Origin of the sequence: Faecalibacterium sp. An121, from assembly GCF_002160915.1 — a bacterium.
In the GTDB taxonomy this organism is placed as follows: Bacteria; Bacillota; Clostridia; order Oscillospirales; family Ruminococcaceae; genus Faecalibacterium; species Faecalibacterium avium.
Genome location: NZ_NFLM01000002.1, coordinates 16,904 through 39,764, shown reverse-complemented (window position 1 = coordinate 39,764; position 22,861 = coordinate 16,904). Strand labels below are relative to the sequence as shown.

10 protein-coding genes are annotated in these 22,861 nt (G+C 65.9%); 2 read left to right on the top strand and 8 right to left on the bottom strand.

All coding sequences use genetic code 11. The features are described 5' to 3' along the window. Window positions 1–145: 145 nt before the first annotated feature. Window positions 146–1,597, bottom strand: a complete 1,452-nt coding sequence (locus B5E66_RS01435; protein WP_087228197.1) for a tetratricopeptide repeat protein — start codon at window positions 1,595–1,597, stop codon at window positions 146–148. Between the two features lie 197 nt (window positions 1,598–1,794). Here B5E66_RS01435 and B5E66_RS01430 point away from each other — a divergent pair, with 197 nt between their 5' ends. Further along, on the top strand, window positions 1,795–3,027 hold the full coding sequence (locus tag B5E66_RS01430) for a glycerate kinase type-2 family protein (RefSeq protein ID WP_087228196.1): 1,233 nt from the start codon (window positions 1,795–1,797) through the stop codon (window positions 3,025–3,027). Between the two features lie 456 nt (window positions 3,028–3,483). On the opposite strand, the gene B5E66_RS01425 is transcribed toward B5E66_RS01430, so the two are convergent. After that, complete coding sequence (locus B5E66_RS01425) at window positions 3,484–6,033, bottom strand: chemotaxis protein CheB (RefSeq protein ID WP_158098301.1); 2,550 nt, start codon at window positions 6,031–6,033, stop codon at window positions 3,484–3,486. Beyond that, window positions 6,020–10,171 (bottom strand): EAL domain-containing protein, encoded by a 4,152-nt coding sequence (locus B5E66_RS01420; protein ID WP_158098300.1) that lies wholly within the window; start codon window positions 10,169–10,171, stop codon window positions 6,020–6,022. The genes B5E66_RS01425 and B5E66_RS01420 overlap by 14 nt, the downstream gene beginning before the upstream one ends. Window positions 10,172–10,520: 349 nt before the next feature. Between B5E66_RS01420 and B5E66_RS01415 the strand changes: the two genes are divergently transcribed. Next, the gene (locus tag B5E66_RS01415) at window positions 10,521–12,908 is read left to right on the top strand and encodes a glycoside hydrolase family 31 protein (protein ID WP_087228323.1); all 2,388 of its coding nucleotides are present in this window, start codon (window positions 10,521–10,523) and stop codon (window positions 12,906–12,908) included. 71 nt (window positions 12,909–12,979) lie between these two features. Here the strand turns inward: B5E66_RS01415 and B5E66_RS01410 are convergent, their stop codons facing one another. The 5 genes from B5E66_RS01410 to pulA all read right to left on the bottom strand — a co-directional run bounded on the left by B5E66_RS01410 (window position 12,980) and on the right by pulA (window position 22,795). Then, window positions 12,980–15,256, bottom strand: coding sequence for a glycogen/starch/alpha-glucan phosphorylase (locus B5E66_RS01410; RefSeq protein ID WP_087228193.1), 2,277 nt, complete (start codon window positions 15,254–15,256; stop codon window positions 12,980–12,982). Between the two features lie 41 nt (window positions 15,257–15,297). Continuing rightward, window positions 15,298–16,923 (bottom strand): glycoside hydrolase family 13 protein, encoded by a 1,626-nt coding sequence (locus tag B5E66_RS01405; RefSeq protein WP_087228192.1) that lies wholly within the window; start codon window positions 16,921–16,923, stop codon window positions 15,298–15,300. 28 nt (window positions 16,924–16,951) lie between these two features. After that, window positions 16,952–18,673: a glycoside hydrolase family 13 protein gene (locus tag B5E66_RS01400; protein WP_242958054.1), complete on the bottom strand. Its 1,722-nt coding sequence runs from the start codon at window positions 18,671–18,673 to the stop codon at window positions 16,952–16,954. A 133-nt stretch (window positions 18,674–18,806) separates the two neighbouring features. Beyond that, window positions 18,807–20,786 carry an amylo-alpha-1,6-glucosidase gene (locus tag B5E66_RS01395; RefSeq protein ID WP_087228191.1) on the bottom strand — a complete coding sequence of 660 codons (1,980 nt, stop codon included), beginning with the start codon at window positions 20,784–20,786 and terminating at the stop codon, window positions 18,807–18,809. Between the two features lie 23 nt (window positions 20,787–20,809). Then, window positions 20,810–22,795, bottom strand: coding sequence for a type I pullulanase (pulA, locus tag B5E66_RS01390; RefSeq protein ID WP_087228190.1), 1,986 nt, complete (start codon window positions 22,793–22,795; stop codon window positions 20,810–20,812). Between the last annotated feature and the right edge of the window lie 66 nt (window positions 22,796–22,861).

Genomic DNA, 22,861 nt, shown 5'->3' with positions numbered 1-22,861 from the left:
AAAAAGAAAAGACCCCCGCTCGGAGCGCAGCGCACGCTCCAGGCGGGGGTTTTGTGCTGTCTGGTTAGTCTGCGGCCAGCCGGGCTGCGGTCAGCTGTTCTTTTGTGTAGTCCATGGGGGCCTCCCAAAATGCTGCGGGCCAATGTCATGCTTCATCGTCTGCGCCGTCCTCCTCGCCGCTGTCGGGGGGAGAAGTCAGGTTGCCGTCGCTGTCCAGCCACACCTGGAAGAACTGGTCCTCTGCGCCGTCCACCTTGTAGATCAGGCTGACGGTCCGGCCCAGATCGATCAGGACGGTGTCCAGCGTGCCGGTGACGTCCAGCCGGGCGCGGCGGGTCAGCCAGCGGCCATCGTCCAGGCGCTCCTTCTGGAGGTGCAGCCAGTCGGGGTCGATCTTGGAAATGGCCGCCTCGTTCATCCGGAACACCAGGTCCACCGGATACTTCCGCCGCACCTTATAGTGCAGGGTGCAGTAAGGGCAGTTGCGCTCATAGTCGGTGGGCTGGCAGCGGAACAGCTTGTAGAACTGCCGCAGCCGCTTGGGGTCGGTGACGATGCAGGAGATGACGCGCATCTTCTCGTCCGCGTCCTCCTGCGGGCCCTGGCCGTCCTGCAGATCGCCGTCCGCGGTGGGATCGATCCAGTGGTACTCCATCTGTTCCAGGCTGGCCCCGGCCAGGATCTCCTGCTGCAAGGTCAGGAATTCGTAGTCCCCGGGCACCAGGGCCAGACCCTTCTGCACCGCTTCCAGGGCCTGCGCCTTGCAGCCGTCGTGCGCCCGCAGCTTGCCCAAAAGCAGCCAGGTCCAGGGATAGTCGGGGTCTTTCAGGGCGCCTGCCTCGGCATAGCGGCGGGCCTCCGACAGCCGGCCGCAGTAGACCAGCGCGCAGGCGTAGCGGTAGTACCACATCCCGCAGCCGGCGGCGTCGGCCGCAGCCTCCGAGTCGGGCATCCACATGGCGGCCTGGTAGTAATATTCATAGGTGCCGATGTTGTTGCACGCATAGCAGAACCAAAGGGCCATCTGGAGATCCTGCCGGGCCTGCACTTCGGTAAAGCGGCCTTCCTCGATCCCGCGCTGGATCAACTCGTACAGGTGGTGCAGCATCTTGTAGAAATAGCCGTAGGTGCCTTCATCGCAGGACCGCAAAAAGTCGATGTCCTCCCGGGTCAGGATGGAGCCGGTGTCGGGGTCCAGCTGCGGGGGAGGCGGGGTGACGCAGCCGTCGATCATCTCCCGCAGCTCGCTGACGGTGTTGACGCTGGGGTCGTCCCCGGGATGCAGGGCCAAAGCCCGTTCGAGATACGGCCGCGCCGCGTCCCCCATGTCGAGGTAGTAGTAGGCGTAGCCCATCCGGAAATTCCAGCTGTACGTATCCTGCAGCCGGCTGCGGTGGGGCTCCATCCGGTGGATGGCCCGCCACAGCAGGTCGCGCGCATTGACCTTGCCCGGATCGGCCAGGTTGTTGTAGGCCCGGGCCAGCTCCATGTCGGTCTCAGCGGTGCGCTGGCTGTCCGGCAGGGCTTCCAGGGTGTTGACGATGGCGTTGTGTTTGTCTTGTTCGTGCCACGCCTGGCACTGCTCCAGTACGGTCATACGGATTCCTCCTCTTGGTTTCGGGGCGTATCTGTCTCTATGGTACAGGAATGGGGCTCGAAATGCAAGAGGTTTTGGATAAACTGCGCAGAAAAAGCGGGAGAGGCGGTTTTTCACAAAAGATTCACAAAAAAGGCCGGACGCCCCCGCCCGTTTGTGTTACGATAGAGGCGGATCGGAAGGAGGAGGTTTGGGATATGGATCGATCGCTGCGAAAGACAGCCGACGCCATCGTCCGGGCCGGTATCGAGGCGGTCCTGCCCGATGCGGCGGTGGCCCGGGCATTGGAGCGGTTCGACCCCGGCGGCGGCCGGGTGGTGCTGGTGGCCGCCGGCAAGGCCGCCTGGCAGATGGCCCGCGCCGCCCTGGACGGTCTGGGCCATGTGGATGCGGGCATCGTCATTACCAAGTACGGCCATGTCAGGGGGGAACTGCCCGGGGTGGTCTGCTGCGAGGCGGGACACCCCGTGCCCGACCAGGCCGGCTTTGACGCCACCCGGCGGGCGCTGGCGCTGGTGCAGGGCCTTGCGGCCCGGGACCGGGTGCTGTTTTTGCTTTCGGGCGGGGGCAGCGCCCTGCTGGAACAGCCCCTTCTGCCCGCCGGCCAGCTGCAGGATATCACCCGGCAGCTTCTGGCCTGCGGGGCGGATATCGTGGAGATCAACACCATCCGCAAGCGGCTGTCCGCCGTCAAGGGCGGGCGGTTCGCGCTGGCCTGCGCCCCGGCCCGGGTGTTCAGCGTGGTGCTCAGCGATATTTTGGGGGACCCTCTGGACATGATCGCCTCGGGGCCGGCCTGTCCCGACCGCTCCACCTGCGCCGAGGCCGCGGCCATCGCCGCAAAGTATGCGCTGCGCCTTTCGCCCCAGGCCCGGGCCCTGCTGGCCCGGGAGACCCCCAAGTCCCTGGACAACGTCACCACCTGCATCACCGGCAGCGTGCGGCAGCTGTGCCGGGCCGCCGCCGCAGCCTGCGAGGCCCGGGGATACCGGCCGGTGCTGCTCACCGACTGCCTCTCCTGCGAGGCCCGGGAGGCGGGACGGTTCCTGGGGGCCATGGCCCGCACCCATGCCGGGCAGGGCAGGCGGCTGGCTTTTCTGGCCGGCGGGGAGACGGTGGTGCATCTGACCGGCCATGGCCTGGGCGGCCGCAATCAGGAGATCGCGCTGGCGGCCGCGCCCGGGCTGGCCGGGCTGCGGGCGGCTGTGTTCAGCGTGGGGTCGGACGGCACCGACGGCCCCACCGACGCCGCCGGCGGCTATGCGGACGGCTCCACCCTGGCGGCGCTGGCCGCGCAGGGCTGGCAGGTGGACGCCGCCCTCCGGGACAACGACGCATACCACGCCTTACAGGCGGTGGACGGCCTGCTCTACACCGGCCCCACCGGCACCAACGTCAACGACCTCTCCGCCCTCCTCATCGACGGGTAAAACACAAAGGCCCCGCCCCTTTTGCAAGGGCAGGGCTTTTTTGTATGGGTCAGAGGCCGAGGAGGTAGGCGAGGGGGGTGAGGTCCTCTTTAATAACTACCTTGCCATTAGTAAAATCAGATTCTGTAAAACTTTCGCTTTGTGTTAACTCTTCCCGGAGCGTAGTACTGATACCTTCAGGGCAATGAATGGTGAGCTCGTTAGGTGGATCAGTGTCAAAATGACGCCCTCAAATGCATCCTCTCCAATCTCTGGGGCAACAGCACTATAAAAGTATACAAAATGAAAGGGTTTGTTTTCCGATTTTTGCAAACTTAGTATACAGGAAAAAGCGCCGTCATTCAAGCGTTTTACCGCAAACGGGACGATTTGTCCGCAAATTGGAAAGGTATACCTTCCCAAACAGGCAAAAACCGCCGCACAGCCGTGCAGCGGTCTTTCTTTTTGCCTGCCGGGTCAGACGGTGGCGGGCTGTTTGGGCTGGCTCTGGGCAGGGGAGGCGCCCAGGCTGTCGATGATGGTGATGACCAGCCCCCGGATGCTGTTCTCGGTGGTGCGGTAGGGGGCGATGCGCAGGGTGTAGAACCGGCCGTTCATGGCGGTGACCTCCCGGTCGATCGAGATCAGGTCTTTCAGCACCGCGCGGCAGTCGGCCTCAATGGCCTCGCTCGGGAAGCTGTGGGCAAAGATCTGGATCGAACGGCCGATGTCGTGATCCATCAGCTGGAACTCCCGCCCCACATACTCGGTGAACTTGCGGATGTTCAGGTTGCTGTCCACAAACAGAATACCGATCATGGTGGAGGACAGGAAGTTGGACAGGTCGTTGGTCATCATGGTCAGCTCGTCCAGTTTGAGCTGATGCTCGGTGTTGACGGTGTACAGCTCCTCGTTCACCGACTGCAATTCCTCGGTGGAGCTCTGCAATTCCTCGTTGGCGGTCAGCAGTTCCTCATTGGCGGCCTGCAGCTCGCCGTTCACCGTCTCCAGCCGCTGGATGGTGGCGCGCAGGTCGCTCTGGGAGACCGAGAACTCGTGCTCCAGCTCAGCAATGCGGCGGGCGGCGGTGGCGTCCAGATCGTATTTTTCCACCGTGCCGTTCATGGCGGCGGGCCGGTTCTCCAAAAACAGGACGGCCAGCAGCGGGGCGCTGTCCTCGTCCTCGGAGGGGATGGGCTGGACGCTCAGGTCCACCACCTTGCGGCCCGAAGGGCAGTCCACCGCGATGCCGGTGTAGGTGACGGCCTTGCGCTCGGTGCGGCAGCGGCTGACGGCGGTGGCGGCCGCCAGGTTGAGGTCCTTGTGGAGCATCGAGAAGAAATTGAGGGTGGCCTTGCCGGGGGCCAGGGTGAGGTAATCGCCGTAATTGCCGAAGAAGTGCAGGACGCTGTCGTCCTGGTTCAGGATGACCGAGGCGGGCATGAACTGCTCCAGGAAATGGGTGTAGAGCGCCTCGGCCCCGGCAGGCTCCGGATGGGCGCCGCTCTGGCGGCTGCCCAGCGGGGAGATGGCATGGATGTTGGGGATGTTGAAGGCGGGCGGGGTCAGGTCCTCCACCTTGCCCTCGCTCTTGTGGATGTAGATCTTCTCGGTGCTGCACACCGGTTTGAACAGGTTGATGTACTCGCCCGCCGTCTCGCTCTTGCCCAAAAACAGATAGCCGTTGTTCTTGAGCGCCTGATGGAAGATGGCGAACAGGCCCCGCCGCAGCACCGGCTGGAAATAGATCATCACGTTGCGGCAGCTGATCAGGTCCAGCTTGCCGAAGGGCGGGTCGGAAAAGATGTTGTGGGTGGCAAAAACGATCATCCGGCGCACTTCCTTGCAGATCTGGTACTGGTCATTCTGCTTGATGAAGAATTTGGCCAGCCGGTCCGGGGTGACGTCGTCGATGATGTTCTCCGAAAACAACCCGCGGCCCGCCTGTTCGATGGCCCGGCTGTCCACGTCGGTGGCAAAGATCTTGATATCCCGGCTGACCTGCATCTCCTCCATCACTTCCCGGAACAGGATGGCGATGGAATAGGCCTCCTCGCCGGTGGAGCAGCCTGCGCTCCATACACGGATGGGTTCATCCTCGGCGGCCCGCTCCACGATCTTGTAGATGGCGTTGTACTTGAGCTTTTCAAAAAAGGCGGGGTCCCGGAAAAAGTTGGTCACGCCGATGAGGATCTCCTTCACCAAAGTGTGCACCTCGTCGGCCGAGTCCCCCAGGAGCCGCGCAAAATCGGCCAGGGTGGCGGTGTGGGTCACCAGCATCCGCCGCTCGATCCGCCGCAGGATGGTGGAGCGCTTGTAGTAGGTGAAGTCGATGCCGCTGGCGTTTTTGAGGATGGCGTAGATGTGGGAGAGGGTCTCCTCCTCCGAGAACAGCTCATCCTCCTCCGACAGGGCCGCGTCTCCCGGGCGGCGCAGCAGAGCCGGCGTCAGGGAAAAATTGAGGATCTCCTCCGCGATCTCCTGGGGGGACAGGATGAAATCGGCCAGGCCGGTGCTGATGGCGCTGCGGGGCATCCCGTCGAATTTGGCGCTCTCGGGCGCCTGCGCAATGACCAGGCCCCCGCGCTCCTTCACCGCCTTGACCCCGTTGGTGCCGTCGGTGCCGGTGCCCGACAGCACCACCACGATGGCGTGCTCCTTCTTCTCCTCCGCCAGGGAACTGAAAAACAGGTCGATGGGGTGGTTGAGGGCGCTGGGGTCGTAGTCGGACAGCACCAGCCGGCCGCTCTGGATGGTCAGATTCTTTTTGGGCGGGATCAGATAGACATGGTCGGGCCGGACGGGCATGCCGTCCTCGGCCTGCCGCACCGGCATTTCGGTGTGCTTGGCAAGGATGTCCGCCATCAGGCTCTTGTAATCGGGGGAGAGGTGCTGGATCACCACAAAGCCCAGCCCGCTGTCGGCCGGCATATAGTCGAAGAACTGCTGCAGGGCCTCCAGCCCGCCGGCGGACGCGCCGATGCCGATGATGGTGGCGGGGATGCGGGTGTCGTCAGGATTGCTCATTTTTTTCTCCTTCTTGCCTTGTAAAGTCCTGGGTGCGGTCGGACGGGGACGGGCCGCCATGGGGCCGCAGGTATTTTTCTTCAAATTCCGCCGCGGGCAGGGGCGGGTCGTAATAATAGCCCTGGGCGTAGCTGCACCCGGCGTCCAGCAGGGCGGCGATCTGTTCGGGGGTCTCCACCCCCTCGGCCAGACAGGTCATCCGGCGGGCCTGGCACATCTGGACGATGTCCCGCACCAGCATCCGGCTGATGGGGTTTTCGGGCAGCTGGATGGTCAGGCTGCGGTCCAGCTTGATGGTGTCAAAGGATACGCTGGTGAACAGGGAGAGGTTGGCATACCGGGCCCCGAAGTCATCCAGACTGACCCGCAGCCCGTAGGAGCGGAACCGCTCGATGAGCTCCCGGATCTGGGCGGTCTGCAAAACGTCCGCCTGTTCGGTCAGCTCCAGCTCCAGGGCGGCGGCGGGCAGCTGGGGATAGCGGCTCTGAAGGGCCAGGATGGAGGCCAGGATGGAACCCGAGCGCAGCGTCACCCGGGAAAAGTTGACCGACACCGGCAGGACGCCGAAACCGGCCTGCCGCCACCGATCGACCTGGCGCAGCGCCTCGTTGAGCACGAACAGGTCCAGCTCCCGGATGCCGCCGTTTTCCTCCAGCTCGGGGAGGAGGGCGGAAGGGGAGGCCACCTTGCCGCTGCGGTCGATGCCGCGCACCAGGGCCTCGGCTCCCACCAGCCGGCCTGTGTACAGGTCCACCTTGGGCTGGTAGTAGACCGTCGCCTGGTAGCCGCCGGCCAGGGTCAAAAGGGTCGGACCCGTCTGCTGGAGCTGCAGGGCGGGGGGCTCGAGGGCGTGGGCCGGCTCCAGGGCCATGTTCTGCCGGGCCACCTCCACCAGCTTTTTGCCGGTGAAGTCCTTGTCGGCCCAGGCGCAGCCCATCCGGATGTCCCGGGGATAACGCCGCTGCAGGATGGAGCGCAGCCGCCCGCACCGGCCCAGAAAGACCTGGCGGGTGGTGTTGGGCAGCAGGGCCACAAATTCCGCCTCTCCGGTGCGGAACAGCATCGAGGGCCCGAACACATCGGTGAGGGACTTGGAGGCATACCACAGCATCTTGCTGCCGTATTCAAACCCCATGGTGCCGTTGATGGCCGCCAGGCCCGGGATATCCAGGCAGACCGCCCCCAGCGAGACATAATGGCCGGAATGGACGGAGTAGATGGCGCCCATGTAGGCGCGCAGGTCGGGCATCCCCATCAGCTGGCCCACGTCCCCCGAGATGCCTCCGCTGCGCTTGAAGCGGTCGGGTTCCCGCAGCACATAGGGGATCAGGATGCTGGACAGGGCGGCGTCGGCAGGGTACTGGCGGGCGTTCTCGATGCACAGGAAACCGTCCACCTGCTGGCCCCGGATGAGGGGAAAGGCGGCAAAGTGCCACTGGCCGGGCGGGTCGGGCTGGCCCGCGCCCTGCACCGAGGCGGCCAGCCGCCGGGTGAGAAAGACGGGGGCCTGCTCCCGGACGCAGCGCTCCAGCAGCGGGAAGCGGCTCAGCTGCATCCCCGACACCGTCTGCTGGATGCTGTATTTGCTGGGGCTGATCCATTCATAGGGCATGGCCACCACCCGGCTGTCCTGGGCCAGGGTGAGGATGTAGACCCGGTCGGCCTGGTAATAGGTGCCCAGGTTCTGCAGCACCCCGTGGATGGAAGCCTCCAGGGAGCCTGCGTTCAGCATGGCGGACATACAGCTGAACGCCACATCCTTTTCCCCCTCCGAGAGGGGGCGGCCCGGCTCTCCGGGCCCCACCGAGACCTGGTCGTCCGACCGGCCGGCCTCCTGCAGCTGGGTCCAGCTGTGGTCCTCCTTCTCCTGTGCAAAGACGGCCATGTCCACCGGCGCGTTCCAGCACAGGCTGCAGGCGTAGAGGGCCCGGCTGATCAGGCCGTCGCAGTCGGTTTTGTCCTCGGTGCGCAGGGCGATGCCCGCCACAAAGCGCAGCCGGCCCAGCGGGGTGCCCTCGTTGACCACCAGCCGCACAAAGGCAAAGGCCTCCTCAAAGCGGCGGTGCAGGTCCTCCCTGGAAGCCTGCTGGGGGAACAGCGCCAGGATCTGGTCCGGTCCGTACTGCGCCAGCAGGCAGCTGCCGCCCAGCGCCGCCGACAGGGCCGCCGCAATGCCGCTGCGGGCCTGCCGGGCGGGCAGGGGGTCCTCCCCGGGGCGGACGGCCAGCCCCATGATCTGAAAGACAGCCGCCGCCTCGGGGGCGGCCCCTGCCTGGACCATGGCCTGGATGGCGTGCTGCATCGACTGCTTGGTATACAGACGTGTGACAGGGTCGCAGGCGCCGCTCTGGCCGGCCACGGCCTGCTCCCAGGCAGGAGGCAGCTGCATCTGCAAAATGCAGGCGACCGCCTGGATGTGGTGGGTGCGGCCGTCCTCGGTCAGGTGCAGCACATGGCGCACCCGGCGCAGGTTGCCCCCGGCGTCGGCGCGCATATAGGCGGCGGACAGCCACCGCCGCCCTTCCCGGTAGAGGACGCGCATCTGGGCGGGGGAGAAGCAGGCGGGGAAATCGTCCTCCCCGTTGACGCTGTTGTCCCGGCACAGGCGCTCCTTGATGGCCCGCAGCAGTTGGGTGCAGCTGGTCTGCTGGTAGTCGGCGGTCAGGTCCTTGCCCTCGATCCACAGTTCCAGGATGGTGTCCTGGGTCAGGTCCAGGCGCATCTCGGCCGTCAGGCTGGCCAGCATGACCTCGGGGATCACCCCCTTGGGATTGCGGTAGGGGTTGAGACGCTTGAAGGTATTGCGCAGCTCCTCCGCCACGCCCACGGCCCGGACGGCGTGGCCGATCTCGTCGAAGATCATCTGGTAGGACAGGGAGGTCCAGCGGAAGCACTCGTTGGTATGGCTGCGCAGGATGAAATTGCCAAAGCCCTGGGCCTGGCCGGTGAACAGCTCCCGGGCAAAGCGGCGGAACGGCTCTGCCGAGCGGGGATGGATCAGCCCGCTTTCCACCATCTGGTCGGGGAAGCGGAAGGTCTGGTCCGGACTGCCGGAGCCGCGCCCGTACAGGGTCAAGGTCCGGGTGGAAAGGTCCACCTCCCACAGCTGCTGGGCCACCTGGTCGAAGGCTGCCCGCAGCCGCTGGTTGGATTCCTCCAGCTGCAGCTGGCTGGTCTTGTAGGCCGATACGTCACTGGCGGTGACCAGCAGCACCGGGAGGGGCCTGTCGTAGGGGATGGGCACGGCGCGGATGTGGCACCACAGCCACCGCCGCCCGTCCGCCGACTGGATGCGGTGGGTATGTTCCGCCGGCTGGCCCAGGCGCACCCCCTCCTGGAAAGCCTGGATGAGGCCGTGCAGGTCGTCGGGATGGATCAGGGCCGACAGAGGCAGGGGCAGGGAATAGGCGCCGGGGTCCGCCCCCACCAGGCGGCAGAAGCTGGGGCTGACATAGATCAGCCGGGGCTGGGAGGCCATCTCCACCAGCGCCACCCCGGTGGCCATCGATTCCAGCAGGATATTCAGGGGGATGGCGGCCACGGGGCGGGGGGCTTCCTCCCCGCCCGACTGGTAGCTCTCGTTGGACTTGAGGCAGTAGCGGTGCTTGCCCGCCTCCTTGGCCCGGTAGAGGGCCTGGTCGGCGGCCTGGTACATGGTCTCGAAGCTCTGGGAACTGTCCCCCATCCACCCTCCGGCGCTGGCGGTCAGGATGACGGTCCCGTTGTCCCCCAGGGACAGCTGCACCCGGTCGCAGATCTGGGCGGCCTTGCGCAGCAGCACCCGCTCGTTCAGGCCGTCCCCCGACAGAAAGACCGCGAACTCATCGCCGCCCAGCCGCCCGATGATGTCGTGCACGCGGAAGATGCTGGCGAGGATGGCGGCCGACTGGCGGATGGCCTCATCCCCGGCCCGGTGGCCCAGGGTGTCGTTGACTTTTTTGAAGTCGTCCAGGTCCACGATGAAAAGGGCGCAGGGATGCCCGGGGCCAAGTTCCTCGAGCCTTTGATGGATGGTCTGCTCCATGGCGCCGCGGTTGAGCAGGCCAGAGAGCGCGTCGTAAGAGGCGCGGAGCAACAGCTCCTCATACTGAGGCGGCAGTCCCTCCGGCGGGACGGTGGTCACAGCAGGATCTTCCATAAGACAAACAACACTTCTTTCCTTTCGATGCCCGGCAGACGGAAAACGATGGCACACAGGGCCTGGCGGATCGAAAAAACGTGCAGGCGCCTTCCGCCTGGAACGGCCGGCAGCCCAGGACATGGATAAGACATTTCTATAAAATCAGTATAGCACAAAAAGGCGGACAGGTGTATACAAAAAACAAATAAATGATGCGCTGCGCCGGGCGGAAGACCGCAGGCGGGCGGCTTTGGCAAAAGCGGCGAAACAATCCGAAACTTTGTCTTGCACTGTTGCGTCCATCTGCTATAATAGGGCTGCGGAGGGGGCGAATGCCCCACCGGATAAGAAGGAAAGGATGCTGCATATGGAAGAACTGTATCGGATCGAAAGTCATCCTCTGTGCCCGACCGCGTCGGTGGTGCAGGGGGAGCGGTATCGCATCAGTGTTTTGACCCCGCGCCTGTTCCGGCTGGAGTACAGCGAGGACGGCGTTTTTGAGGACCGGCCCACCCAGTGCGTTCTCAACCGGGATTTTGCCACCCCTGCGTTCCAGGTGTTTGAGACGGAGGACACCCTCAAGATCGTCACCGAAGGGGTGCAGCTGCTGTACGACAAGCAGAAGTTTTCCCCCAGCGGGCTGTCCGTCACCGTCAAGGCCAAGGGCGGCAGCCACAATGGCGTGTGGCACTATGGGGACGAGGTGGAGGACCTGGGCGGCACCGCCCGGACGCTGGATACCGCCGACGGCGCCATCCCTCTGGAGCACGGCCTGCTGTCCCGCTGGGGCGGCTTTGGGGTGCTGGATGACAGCAAGTCTCTGCTGATCCGCTCCGACGGCTGGGTGGAGCCCCGCCAGGGGGAGCGGACCGACCTGTATTTCTTTGGCTATGGCCTCGCCTACCAGGACTGCCTGCGGGACTTTTACCACCTGACCGGCCCGGTGCCTTTGCTGCCCCGGTTCGTATTCGGCAACTGGTGGAGCCGCTACCACCGCTACGACGAGCAGGAATACAAGGCGCTGATCCGGCGGTTTGAGGCCGAGCAGATCCCCTTCTCGGTGGCGGTCATCGATATGGACTGGCATCTGGTGGACGTGGACCCCAAGTACGGCAGCGGCTGGACCGGCTACACCTGGAACCGGGAACTTTTCCCCGATCCGGCCGAGTTCATGGGCTGGCTGCATCGGCACGGCCTCAAAGTGACCCTCAATGTCCACCCCGCCGACGGGGTGCGCCCCTTTGAGGAGGCCTACCGGCCCATGGCCCAGGCCCTGGGGCTGGACTGGAGCAAGGAGGAACCCATCCCCTTCGATAGCACCGACCCGGCCTTTCTGGAGGCCTATTTCCAATACCTGCACCATCCCAACGAGGCGATGGGGGTGGACTTCTGGTGGGTGGACTGGCAGCAGGGCACCCGCACCCGCATCCCCGGGCTGGACCCCCTCTGGATGCTGAACCACTACCACTACCTGGACAGTATGCGGGGCGGCAAGCGCGGACTGACCTTCTCCCGTTACAGCGGGCCGGGCAGCCACCGCTACCCCATCGGCTTCTCAGGGGATACCATTATCTCGTGGAAGTCGCTGGATTTCCAGCCCTACTTCACCGCCAACGCCAGCAACATCGGCTACGGCTGGTGGAGCCATGACATCGGCGGGCATATGCAGGGCGGCAAGGACGATGAGCTGTCCACCCGGTGGGTGCAGTTCGGCGTGTTCTCTCCCATCATGCGGCTGCACAGCTCCAACAGCCGCTTTACCGGCAAGGAGCCCTGGAACTACAACCTCATCGCCCAGACCGTGATGAAGCGCTATCTGCGTCTGCGCCACCAGCTGGTGCCCTATCTCTACACCATGAACGTGCTGGCCAGCCGTCAGGGCCAGCCCCTCATCCGGCCCCTGTACTACCTGGAGCCCCAGCGCGCCGAGGCATACAGCGCGCCCAACGAGTACTATTTCGGCACCCAGCTGCTGGTCTGCCCCATCACCACCCCCATGGACAAAAAGGCGGGCGCCGCCCCCTTTGAAGCCTGGCTGCCCGCGGGCCGCTGGTTCGACCTGTTCGAGGGCCGCATCTACGACGGCGGCCGCAAGCTGACGCTCTACCGCAGCCTGGAGGATATCCCGGTGCTGGCCAGGGCAGGGGCTATCCTGCCCATGGCCCGGCTGCAGCCGGGCAGCAGCACCGACAATCCCGCCTGCATGGAAGTGCGGGTGTTCCCGGGGGCGGACGGCTCCTTCGAGCTGTACGAAGACGACGGCATCAGCATCCCCACAGAGGGCAGCTTTGCCGTCACCCGCATGACCTGGGAGCAGGAGGCCGGCTGTCTGACCGTTGGGCCGGTGGAGGGCAACCGGCCGGTGGTGCCCGCCCGGCGGAGCTATGCGTTCTGCTTCTATGGGGTGGGCCCCGAGGCGCCCCGGCTGCTGTGCAACGGGCAGGAGGCAGAGGCCGCGGTGTCCTATGACCCCGAAAAGCACATCCTCACCCTGGAAGCCCCGGCCATCCGGCCGGAAGACCGGCTGCAGGTGCAGTTCGGCGCGGCTCCCAGGCTGCTGCCCAACGACCTGGAAGGGCAGCTGTACCGCCTGCTGTACCAGGCAGAGATGAAGTACGACCTCAAAGAGCAGATCTTCGGCTATCTGCACGGCGGCATGAGCGCTGCCGCCCTGCTGGGCGTTTTGCAGACCATGCACCTGGACGAGGCGGTGTACGGGATGCTGGCCGAGGTGCTGCTGGCTCAAACAAATTAAGTCTTTGCTGAAAAAAACAAGCCGGAGGGCTGCGGAACGTTCCACAGCCCTCCGGCTCTTTTTGGTTGAAATCAATCCTTGGCGGGGCGCAGGTGCCAGATATCGGCATCGTACTGGGCGATGGTGCGGTCGGAGGAGAAGTAGCCCGACCGGGCGATGTTGACCAGCATCTTTTTGGCCCAGGCGGTGCGGTCCTCATAGGCGGCCAGGGCGCGCTCCTTCTCGGCGATATAGCTCTCCACATCCAGCAGGGCCATGAACCAGTCCTTGTACTTCATGTCGTTCCACAGCGCCCACAGCATCTGGGGGTCGCCGATGGACAGCATCTGGGGGGTCAGCAGGAAGTCCACCAGATATTCGATGCCGGGACGGTGGTAGTGATCCAGGGGATGATAGCCGCCGTTGGCATACAGCCCGATGACTTCGTCGCTGGAAGCGCCGAAGGTGAAGATGTTGTCCTGGCCCACCAGGCCGGCGATCTCCACATTGGCGCCGTCCATGGTGCCCAGGGTGACGGCGCCGTTGGCCATGAACTTCATGTTGCTGGTACCGCTGGCTTCCTTGGAGGCCAGGGAGATCTGCTCCGAGATGTCGCAGGCGGGGATGAGGGCCTCGGCCCAGCTGACGTTGTAGTTCTCCACCATCACCACGTGCAGCCAGGGCCGGACATCGGGATCGGACTCGGTGAGGGCCTGCAAGCAGAGGATCAGATGGATGATGTTCTTGGCCATGGTGTAAGCGGGGGCCGCCTTGGCGCCGAACAGCACCGTGATGGGCCGGGCCGGACGGTTGCCGCCCTTGATCTGACAGTATTTGTAGATGACCCACAAAGCGTTCATCTGCTGGCGTTTGTACTCGTGCAGACGCTTGACCTGGATGTCAAAGATGGAGTTCTCGTCCACCTCCACGCCCTGGCGCTGCCGCAGCAGGGCCTGCAGCTTGCGCTTGTTGTGCTGCTTGACCTCCAGCAGGGCGTTCAGGCTGTTGGGGTCCTCGGCAAAGGGCAGCAGCTTTTCCAGCTCCTCGGGGTCGCGGGTCCAGCCGTCGCCAATCCGCTGGGTGATCCAGTGGGACAGGGCCGGGTCGCACACCTCCAGCCAGCGGCGGAAGGTGACGCCGTTGGTCTTGTTGTTGAACTTGTCGGGATAGAGGTCGTAGAAGGGTTTCAGCTCGCTGGATTTGAGGATCTCGGTGTGGAGGGCGGCCACGCCGTTCACCGAATGGCCGTAGTGGATGTCCATGTGGGCCATGTGCACCCGGCCGGCATCGTCCAGGATGGCCACCCGGGAGTCGCCGCTGCGCTGCCGCGCCCGGCTGTCCAGCTCCCGGATGATGGGTACGATCTGGGGGGCCACCGTCTGCAGATAGTCCAGCGGCCACTTCTCGAGGGCTTCGGCCAGGATGGTGTGGTTGGTGTAGGCGCAGGTCTGTTCCACCTGTTCCACTGCCTCGTCAAAGGTCAGGCCCCTGCCGGTCAGCAGACGGATCATCTCGGGGATGACCATGGAGGGATGAGTGTCGTTGATCTGGATGGCCACATGCTGGCTGAGGGTCTCGGGACCAAAGCCCTGCGCCTCCAGTTCATCCAGGATCAGCTGTGCGCCGGCCGAGACCATAAAGTACTGCTGGTACACCCGCAGCAGCTGGCCGTCCCGGTCGCTGTCGTCGGGGTAGAGGAAAGCGGTCAGACAGTGGGGGATATCCCGCTTGTCAAAGTCGATGCCGTTGGCGGGGGGCTGGGCCGGGTCGGTGACATCGAACAGGTGCAGCCGGTTGGCGATGCCGCTCCGGGCGCCGGGGATGGCGATGTCGTACAGCACGGCCTCCAGATCAAAGCCGCCAAAGGGGACGGTGTAGCTCTTTCCGGTGGGCAGCAGCCAGCTTTCGGGCTGGATCCAGGGGTCGGGCTGCTCCTGCTGCCTGCGGTCCACGAATTTCTGATGGAACAGGCCGTAGTGATAGTTCAGGCCCACGCCGTCCCCGGGCAGGCCCAGAGCGGCGATGGAGTCCAAAAAGCAGGCAGCCAGACGGCCCAGACCGCCGTTGCCCAGCGAGGGCTCGGGCTCGTACTCCTCCAGAGCGGCCAGGCTGCGGCCCATCGCATCCAGCAGGGCGCGCACGGGCTCAAAGAGGTCCAGGGCCAGCAGGTTGTTGCTGAGCAGTTTGCCCATCAAAAATTCAGCCGAGAAGTAATAGAGCTTGCGCGGACCTTTGGGTGCGGGCCGGCCGGCTGCCAGCTGCTGGGTCAGGGTCAGCAGGGCCTGGTAGAGCTGGGCGTCGGTGCACCCCTCGGGCCCGCAGCCAAAGCGGGCATTGGTGATGGCGGACAGTTGCTGTTTGAGTTCCATGGTGAAACCCTCCCTTGTTTGTAACGTTGGTGATAACGTTCTCAGATCGCGTCACGCAGGTAGAGCAGAGCCTCCCAGGGGCGCAGCACACCGCTGTCGGGCGTGCCCTGGGTGGCCAGCAGGGGCTGGCAGCCCCGGAAGGCCTCGGGCAGGGCGAAGGCGGCGGGCTTGCCGCTGAGGTTGACAGTGGCAAGCAGCTCCTGGCCCGCGCCCCGGCGCAGATAGGCAAACACCTGCGGGTCCTCGGGGCACAGCAGGGTGAAATCCCCCTCCACAAAGACGGGGTATGCCTTGCGCAGCGCGATCAGCTTCCGATAGGTGTGGAACACCGAGTCCGGGTCAGCCAGGGCGGCCTCGGCGTTGATGACGGTGTGGTTGGGGTTGACCCGCATCCAGGGGGTGCCGGTGGTGAAGCCGGCGTTCTCCCCGGCGGTCCACTGCATGGGGGTGCGGGCGTTGTCCCGCATCATCCGGTGGATCAGCGCCAGGGCCTCCTCGGGGCTCTTGCCTCCGTCCACCAGCTCGTGGTAAGCGTTGATGCTCTCCACATCCCGCAGGTCCTCCACGGGATAGGGGGCGTTGGTCATGCCCAGCTCCTCGCCCTGGTAGATATAAGGGGTGCCCTGGAGGCCGTGCAGCGCCACCGCAAGGGCCTTGGCCGAATCCACCCGGGCTTGGCCGTCGTCGCCCCAGCGGCTGACGATGCGGGGCAGGTCGTGGTTGTCCCAGAACAGGCTGTTCCAGCCGCAGCCGTGCAGGCCCTGCTGCCAGCGGGCGATGCTGGCCTTCAGCTCGGGCAGGGCCATGGCTTTGGGCACCCACTTGTCGGCCTCGTGGTCCAGGCACATCTGCTCGAACTGGAACACCATGCTGAACACGCTGCCGTCGGGGGCGCTGTACTGCCGGGCCCGGGGGATATCCGCGCCCCAGGCTTCGCCCACCGTCACAAGGTTGGCCCCGCCCCAAGTCTCCCGGTTCAGCTCGTGCAGGAACTCCATCAGCCGGGGGCCGTTGGCGGTGATCTGGCGGTCGGGGTCCTTGGCGATCTGGTCGATGACGTCCAGCCGGAACCCCTTGACCCCCTCGGCCATCCAGGCGCGGATCATGGCGTACAGCTCCTGGCGGACGGCGGGGTTCTCCCAGTTCAGGTCGGGCTGCTGGGGAGCGAACTGATGGAAGTAGTATTGGCCCAGCTGGGGCACATAGGTCCAGGCAGGCCCCCCAAAGGCGGCGCGCATCTCGTTGGGCAGGACGCCGGGCTGGCCGTCCCGCCAGATGTAATAATCGTGGCAGGGGTTATCCCGGCCCTTGCAGGCCTCCAGAAACCAGCGGTGCTGGTCGCTGGTGTGGTTGAGCACCAGATCCAGCAGGATGCCGATGCCCCGGGCCCCCGCCTCCCGGATGAGGGTGCGCATATCCTCCATGGTGCCGAACATGGGATCGATGGCGCGGTAGTCGGAGACATCGTAGCCGTTGTCCACCTGGGGAGAGGCGAACACCGGGCTGATCCACAAAGCGTTCACCCCCAGCTTTTGCAGGTAGTCCAGCCGGGACAGGATGCCCGGCAGGTCACCGATGCCGTCCCCGTTGGAATCCTGAAAGCTCTTGGGATAGATCTGGTAGATGACGGCTTCCTTCCACCAGTCCTTTTTGCTGAAATCGATCATAAAAACGCTCCTTATTGTATGATATGGATCAGACGCGGCAGATCAGGACGCCGCCCGGGGCCAGCCGGTTCCCGTCCCAGCCCCGTGCGAACAGCACCTCACCTGTGGGAGCCGGCGCTTCGGGCTCCCGGCCCGCGTTCAGGCAGACTTCCAGCGGACGGACGCTGCCGCGGCGGTAGCGCACCAGCCGGTCGGGCCCGTCCAGGAACGCGATCTCCCCGCCCTGCAAAGCGGGTTCCTGCCGGCGCAGGGCGATGAGGGCGCGCAGCGTCTGGCAGGAGGCCTGGCCTGCGGGGGTGTCCAGTTCGTCCCAGGGCATACAGCGGCGGCAGTCGGGGTCAGGCCCGCCTTCCAGCACCACCTCGGTGCCGTAATAGACGCAGGGGCTGCCCGGCAGGGTGAACAGGGCCGCCAGCTGCTGCCAGTACTCGTCCTCGCTGCGCACCCGGCTGCGCAGCCGGATGGTGTCGTGGGAGTCCAGCAGGATGAACTGGGCGGTGTTGACCTGGGGTGCGTATACCGACATACACCGGGCCACATCCCAGCCAAAGGCCTGGGCGGGCTGGCTCTCGTCCTCAAAGAAGCGGCGCAGGGCGCTCTGCAGGGGATAGTGCATGACGGCGTCGTACTCGTCCCCCTCCAGCCAGGCCGGGGCGTCGTGCCAGATCTCGCCCAGCAGATAGAGGCCGGGCTTGATGGCCTTCAGCCGGACCCGCAGCCTGCGCAGGAGATCGTGGGAGATCTCGTTGCCCACATCAAAGCGGATGGCGTCGATGTCGTACTGGCGCACCCAGCTTTCACACAGCCCGATCAGATAATCCTGGACGGCGGGCAGGTTGGTGTTCAGCTTGGGCATCCCGCCGTGGAAGGCGAAGGAGTAGTACCGGCCGTCCCGGGTGTCGCCCTCCTCAAAGGGCCACCGATGGACGAAGAACCAGCTCCAGTAGGGGGAGTGGGGCCCATGGGCCACCACGTCCCGCCAGGGGCCGAAGTGGGGGCCGCAGTGGTTGAACACCGCGTCCACCATCACCCGGATGCCCTGGTCGTGGGCGGCGTGCACCAGCCGGCGGAAATCCTCCTCGCAGCCGAAATCGGGATCGATGCGGGTGTAGTCGGCTGTGTCGTACTTGTGGACGCTGGCGGCCAGAAAGATAGGGTTGAGGTACAGGCCGCTGATCCCCAGCCGGGCCAGATAGGGCAGCTTGGCGGTGATGCCCGCCAGATCCCCGCCAAAGCGCTGGGCGTTGGTGACGGGGCCTTTGCGCCAGGGCTGGTCCGCCGTCCGGCCGCTGCCGCCGCGGCAGAACCGGTCGGGGAAGATCTGATACCAGACGGTGTGCCGCACCCAGTCGGGCGGGGCGATGCAGTCGGCGGGATTCATCCAGGGCATGGCGAAGCACTGCACACGGGCGTCCAGCTGCAGCACCGGACGCAGGCCGTCCTCGTAGTAGTACCAGGTCTCCTGGCCCTGCTGCAGGGCGAAGCAGTAGCGCAGCCGGCGGTAGGGCGGGCGGAGCACGGCCTGCCACAGGCGGCTGTGCTCCAGCCGGAAGGATGGCTGCATGGCCATCCGGCGGCCTTCCCAGCTCTCCTCGCCCCCGGCAATGCCGGCCTCGTAGGGGTCGGCGTAGATCAGCTGGACGCTGTCCACTTCCAGACCGGTGCGCAGGGTGATCTGCAGGGTGTCTTGATCCAGGGCGCAGCACATGGGCACCCGCGCCTGGTGGAAAATGGCGGCTAGATCCATCATAGGGGAACCTCCTTATCGAAACCCTTCCGTTACCTTCTCGTTTTTGCAGAATAAGGATACTATGGAACGCCGGATAATTCAATGCGAAAACCGCCACATCCTATCAATAAATGGACAAAAGGAGCAGGATATCTCACGCCTGGGCCCAGCCGCCCTCCAGGCCCGCGGCCTGGGGACGCTCCAGCGCCTCACAGACCCGCAGCAGCTCGCCCACGCTCCAGGCCTGGGCAAAGCACCCGCGGGAGGGGCCGGGCACGCCGCCGTCGTAGATCTCGGGCAGCGAGCCCAGGCACCCTTCCCGCAGGGCGGGGAGCAAAGCGTCCAGGTCCTGGCGCACCTGGCGGCAGCTCGCGGGGGAGAAATCGCCCACACGCAGCTGGGCCAGATAGTAGCCTCCCAGGGGGAAGGGCCACACCGTCCCCTGGTGGTAGGCCAGATCCCGGACCTTCTGGGGCCCGCCGTAGACGGGGTGGAAGTCGGGGTCGGCGGGGTCGAGGGTGCGCAGGCCGCAGGGGGTCCATAAAGCCTGACGGACGCTGCGCACCACCCCGGCGGCCTGGTCCCGGGTGAGGGGGGTGAAGGGCATGGATACGGCCCAGATCTGGTTGCACCGCAGCTGGGTGTCGGCAGGGGAGGGCTGGGGGCTGATGACGTCCCGCAGCCGCTGCTCCCCGGGCATCCAGAAAGCCTGGCGGAAGCTGGCCCCCGCCTGCGCGGCCAGCTGTGCGTAGGGGCCGCCGTCGGCGCCGGCCAGGGGCGCCAGCCGGGCCATGATGCGCAGGGCGTTGTACCAGTAGGCGTTGATCTCCACCGGCTTGCCGTGGCGTGGGGTGGGCAGATGGGTGCCGATCCGCACGTCCATCCAGGTCACCTGGTCCAGGCCCTCGCCGGCGCACAGCAGGCCGTCGGCGTCCATGTGGATGCCATGGCTGGTGCCCTGCCGGTAGCACTGGACGATCCGGGCGGCACAGGGCCACATCTCGGCTGCAAAGGCATCGTCCTGGGTGCGGGTGTAGTACAGCCACAGGCAGTTGATGAACAGCAGGGCCGCGTCCGCCGTGTTGTACTGGGGCTGTGCGTCCTGGTCGGGAAAGAGGTTGGGCAGCAGGCCGTCCCGTTCGTTGGCGGCAAAGGTGCGCAGGATGCTCCTGGCGTCCTCATAGCGGCCGGTGGACAGGGTGCAGCCGGGCAGGGCGATCATGGTGTCGCGGCCCCAGTCGGTGAAGAAGGGGTAGCCCGCCACGATGGTCTTGCCCTGGGTGGAGGCCCGCTCCACGATGAAGGCGTCGGCCGCCGCCGACAGCGCCTGCCCCAGCGCCGTGTGCAGCCCGGCCGCCTCGGCCTGCTCCTGCCGGCGCCTGGCCTGGGAAGCCAGCACGGCGCCTGCGGTGGGCAGGTCGGCGCCGGTGCCCAGCACCACCGCGCACGGACGGGTCTGCCCGGGCGCAGCGGTAAAGACGAACCGCCCGGCCGCTCCGCACAGGCCGGTGGGGGTGCGGCCGTCGGGCGCATCGTGACGGAACCGCAGCGTCTCGTATAGGCAGTCGGGCAGGGCTTCCGCGATGCCTCCCTCCACGGCAAAGCGGAGCCGGAGCCCGCCGCTGCGCACCTGGCTGGCGCTCCAGTCAAAGCGGCGGCGGCTGGTCATGCGGCCCCCCTTGGGGATGAACCGCAGCCAGGGGGTGGCGGTCAGGGTGCAGGGGGCCTGGCTATGGTTCTCGATGGTGTACTGCACCGCCACCGTGTTCTGCCCATAGTCCATGGCCAGCTGCCGGGTCACACGGACGCCGGCGACCTCGTACACCCACCGGGGGCCGTCCCCATCGAACAGGACCAGGTGGCGCCAGCCGTCCTCGTCGGGACAGCCGGCCTTGTCCTGGGTGGACAGCCAGACCGTCTGCTGGCCCACCGTCAGCTGCTCGGACATACGGTGCACCAGGTCAAAGCGGGCGGTGGGGGCCCGCAGGCTGGCCATCAGCAGGGCGTGATCCCCCCGGGTGGCCGAAAAGGCCGCCGACAGGGAGCAATAGCCCCCCAGGCCGTTGGTCAGCAAAAAGGTGTTCTGCTGGCAGGCTTCGCTGGCGAAATCCTGCCTTCCAAAAAGAAGATCCATAGGTTTTGTTGCTCCTTGTCGTGTTATGGGTGCAGACGCCCCAGGATCAGGGCCCCGCTTTCGGGCAGCTCGGCCTGGTCCTGCAGCAGGGTGGGCTGCGCTTCGGCCCAGAGGGTGCTGCTGTCGGCGTCGGCCAGCAGCTGCCATTGCCCGGCGGGCAGAGGAGCGGGCCGGGCGCGGCCGGCGTTGTAGATCAGCAGCAGCTGATCCCAGTGGCTGTGGCCCTTGTTGTCCAGCAGGAAAGCCGCGCACTGGCGGCCCGGCCTCCAGGCGCCCAGCAGCCGCCGGGGCGCCGCCTCGCTCTTGTCGCACAGGGCGGGCAGCTGCTTGCGCAGGGCCATCAGGCCCTGATAGTATTCCGCCAGCTGACGCCAGGGGCCGGTCCAGGCCCGGGTCCAGTCCAGACGGTTGAGGTCGGCGGGGGCGTTGAAGCTGTCCTGCAGGCCCTGTTTGGTGCGGCCGAACTCCTCGCCGGCCAGCAGGAACCAATGGCCCTGGCAGCCAAAGCAGAAGGCTGCGGCCAGGCGGTTGGCCCGCAGGATGGCGGGGGTGGGCTGGTCAAAACCGCGCTGGGGGTCCATGGTGATCACCAGCTTGTCCCACAGGGTCCAGTCGTCGTGGCTGGACAGATAGCTGATGGTCTGGGAGGGGGCCCGGGAGGCAAAGCGCCCGCCCTGCACCCCGGCCCAGCCGGTGATGGCCGAGGCCAGGGCGGACAGCCGGGCCGACCCGCCGTTGACAAAGCCGGGCCGTTCGGCGTGGAGGATATGCCCCTTGACCAGGTCCCGGGTGGCGTCGCAGAACGCGCCGATGTTCTCATCCAGGGTGGGCAGGGCCCGCTTGCCCGAGGGGATGGCCCCCCGGCGCATGGCGCTGGTGTGGGCGCTCCAGGGCTCGCCGTAGAGGATCTTTTCCCCTTTGCCGTAGCGGCGGTCCAGTTCGGCGCGGATGCGGCTCATCAGGCCCGTGTCCAGCAGGGCCATCAGGTCAAAGCGGAAGCCGTCCATATGGTATTCCTCGGCCCAGTACAGCACCGATTCCAGGATGTAGCGGGCGCACATGCTGCGTTCGCTGGCCAGATCGTTGCCGCAGCCCGAGCCGTCGGCGGGGGTGCCGTCGGGGTTCTGGCGGTAGAAATACCAGGGCTCGGTGCGCCACAGCCAGGAATCCAGCTTATAGGTGTGGTTGTACACCACATCCATCACCACCCGGAAGCCGTTGCGGTGCAGAGCCTGCACCGCGGCCTTCAGCTCCCGGATGCGCACGGCGCCGTTGTCGGGATCGGTGGCATACCAGCCGTCGGGGACGTTGTAATTCACCGGGTCATAGCCCCAGTTGTAGTTGTCCCCCTGGCCTTCGGGCACCGAACCGAAGTCGTACACCGGCATCAGCTGCACATGGGTGACCCCCAGCTGCCGGAGGTAGTCGATGCAGGTGGGGTGGATGCCGTCCCCGTCCAGAGTGGTGCCGTTGAGGGTCAGAGCCAGGTATTTGCCTCGCAGCGCCTCGGGTACGCCGCTGTGGGGATCGTGGGAGAAGTCCTTGACGTGCACCTCATAGATGATGTCCTCCGTGCCGTGGGCCGGGGGCGCGTCCTGCTGCCAGCCTTCGGGGTCGGTGCGGCGCAGGTCCACCACCATGCTGCGGGCGCCGTCCCGGCCGCAGGCCCTGGCCCAGGGGTCGGCGGTGCGGCGGGTGACGCCTTCGCTGTCGGTGACGGAGAAATCGTAGTAGCGGCCGTCCAGATCCCCTTCCAGCAGGACCTGCCAGACCCCCCGTCCGGCGCGCGCCAGTTCCGTGGTCAGCTGGGGCGCGCCGGAGCAGCCATCCTCATACAGGGACAGCTCCACGCGGCGGGCGGTAGGGGCCCACAGGGCAAAGCGGGTGGCCTGGGGGGTCCACAGGGCGCCCAGAGGCTGGTCGGTGTGGTATTGGGCCTCGAATGCTTTGGAGTCGTACATCCTGCGGCGGGCGGAAGCTGCCGCAGGGTTCTGGGTGGCAGTTTGCATGGATCAGGTTACCGTCCTTTATAATATGTATACAAAAGGGCAGCCGCCAGAGAGTGACGGTCTGGC

Bases quoted from the DNA above. Each gene is read 5' to 3' on its own strand.
- B5E66_RS01435 (WP_087228197.1), bottom strand. From the start codon at position 1,597: ATGACCGTACTGGAGCAGTGCCAGGCGTGGCACGAACAAGACAAACAC.
- B5E66_RS01430 (WP_087228196.1), top strand. From the start codon at position 1,795: ATGGATCGATCGCTGCGAAAGACAGCCGACGCCATCGTCCGGGCCGGT.
- B5E66_RS01425 (WP_158098301.1), bottom strand. From the start codon at position 6,033: ATGAGCAATCCTGACGACACCCGCATCCCCGCCACCATCATCGGCATC.
- B5E66_RS01420 (WP_158098300.1), bottom strand. From the start codon at position 10,171: ATGGAAGATCCTGCTGTGACCACCGTCCCGCCGGAGGGACTGCCGCCT.
- B5E66_RS01415 (WP_087228323.1), top strand. From the start codon at position 10,521: ATGGAAGAACTGTATCGGATCGAAAGTCATCCTCTGTGCCCGACCGCG.
- B5E66_RS01410 (WP_087228193.1), bottom strand. From the start codon at position 15,256: ATGGAACTCAAACAGCAACTGTCCGCCATCACCAATGCCCGCTTTGGC.
- B5E66_RS01405 (WP_087228192.1), bottom strand. From the start codon at position 16,923: ATGATCGATTTCAGCAAAAAGGACTGGTGGAAGGAAGCCGTCATCTAC.
- B5E66_RS01400 (WP_242958054.1), bottom strand. From the start codon at position 18,673: ATGATGGATCTAGCCGCCATTTTCCACCAGGCGCGGGTGCCCATGTGC.
- B5E66_RS01395 (WP_087228191.1), bottom strand. From the start codon at position 20,786: ATGGATCTTCTTTTTGGAAGGCAGGATTTCGCCAGCGAAGCCTGCCAG.
- pulA (WP_087228190.1), bottom strand. From the start codon at position 22,795: ATGCAAACTGCCACCCAGAACCCTGCGGCAGCTTCCGCCCGCCGCAGG.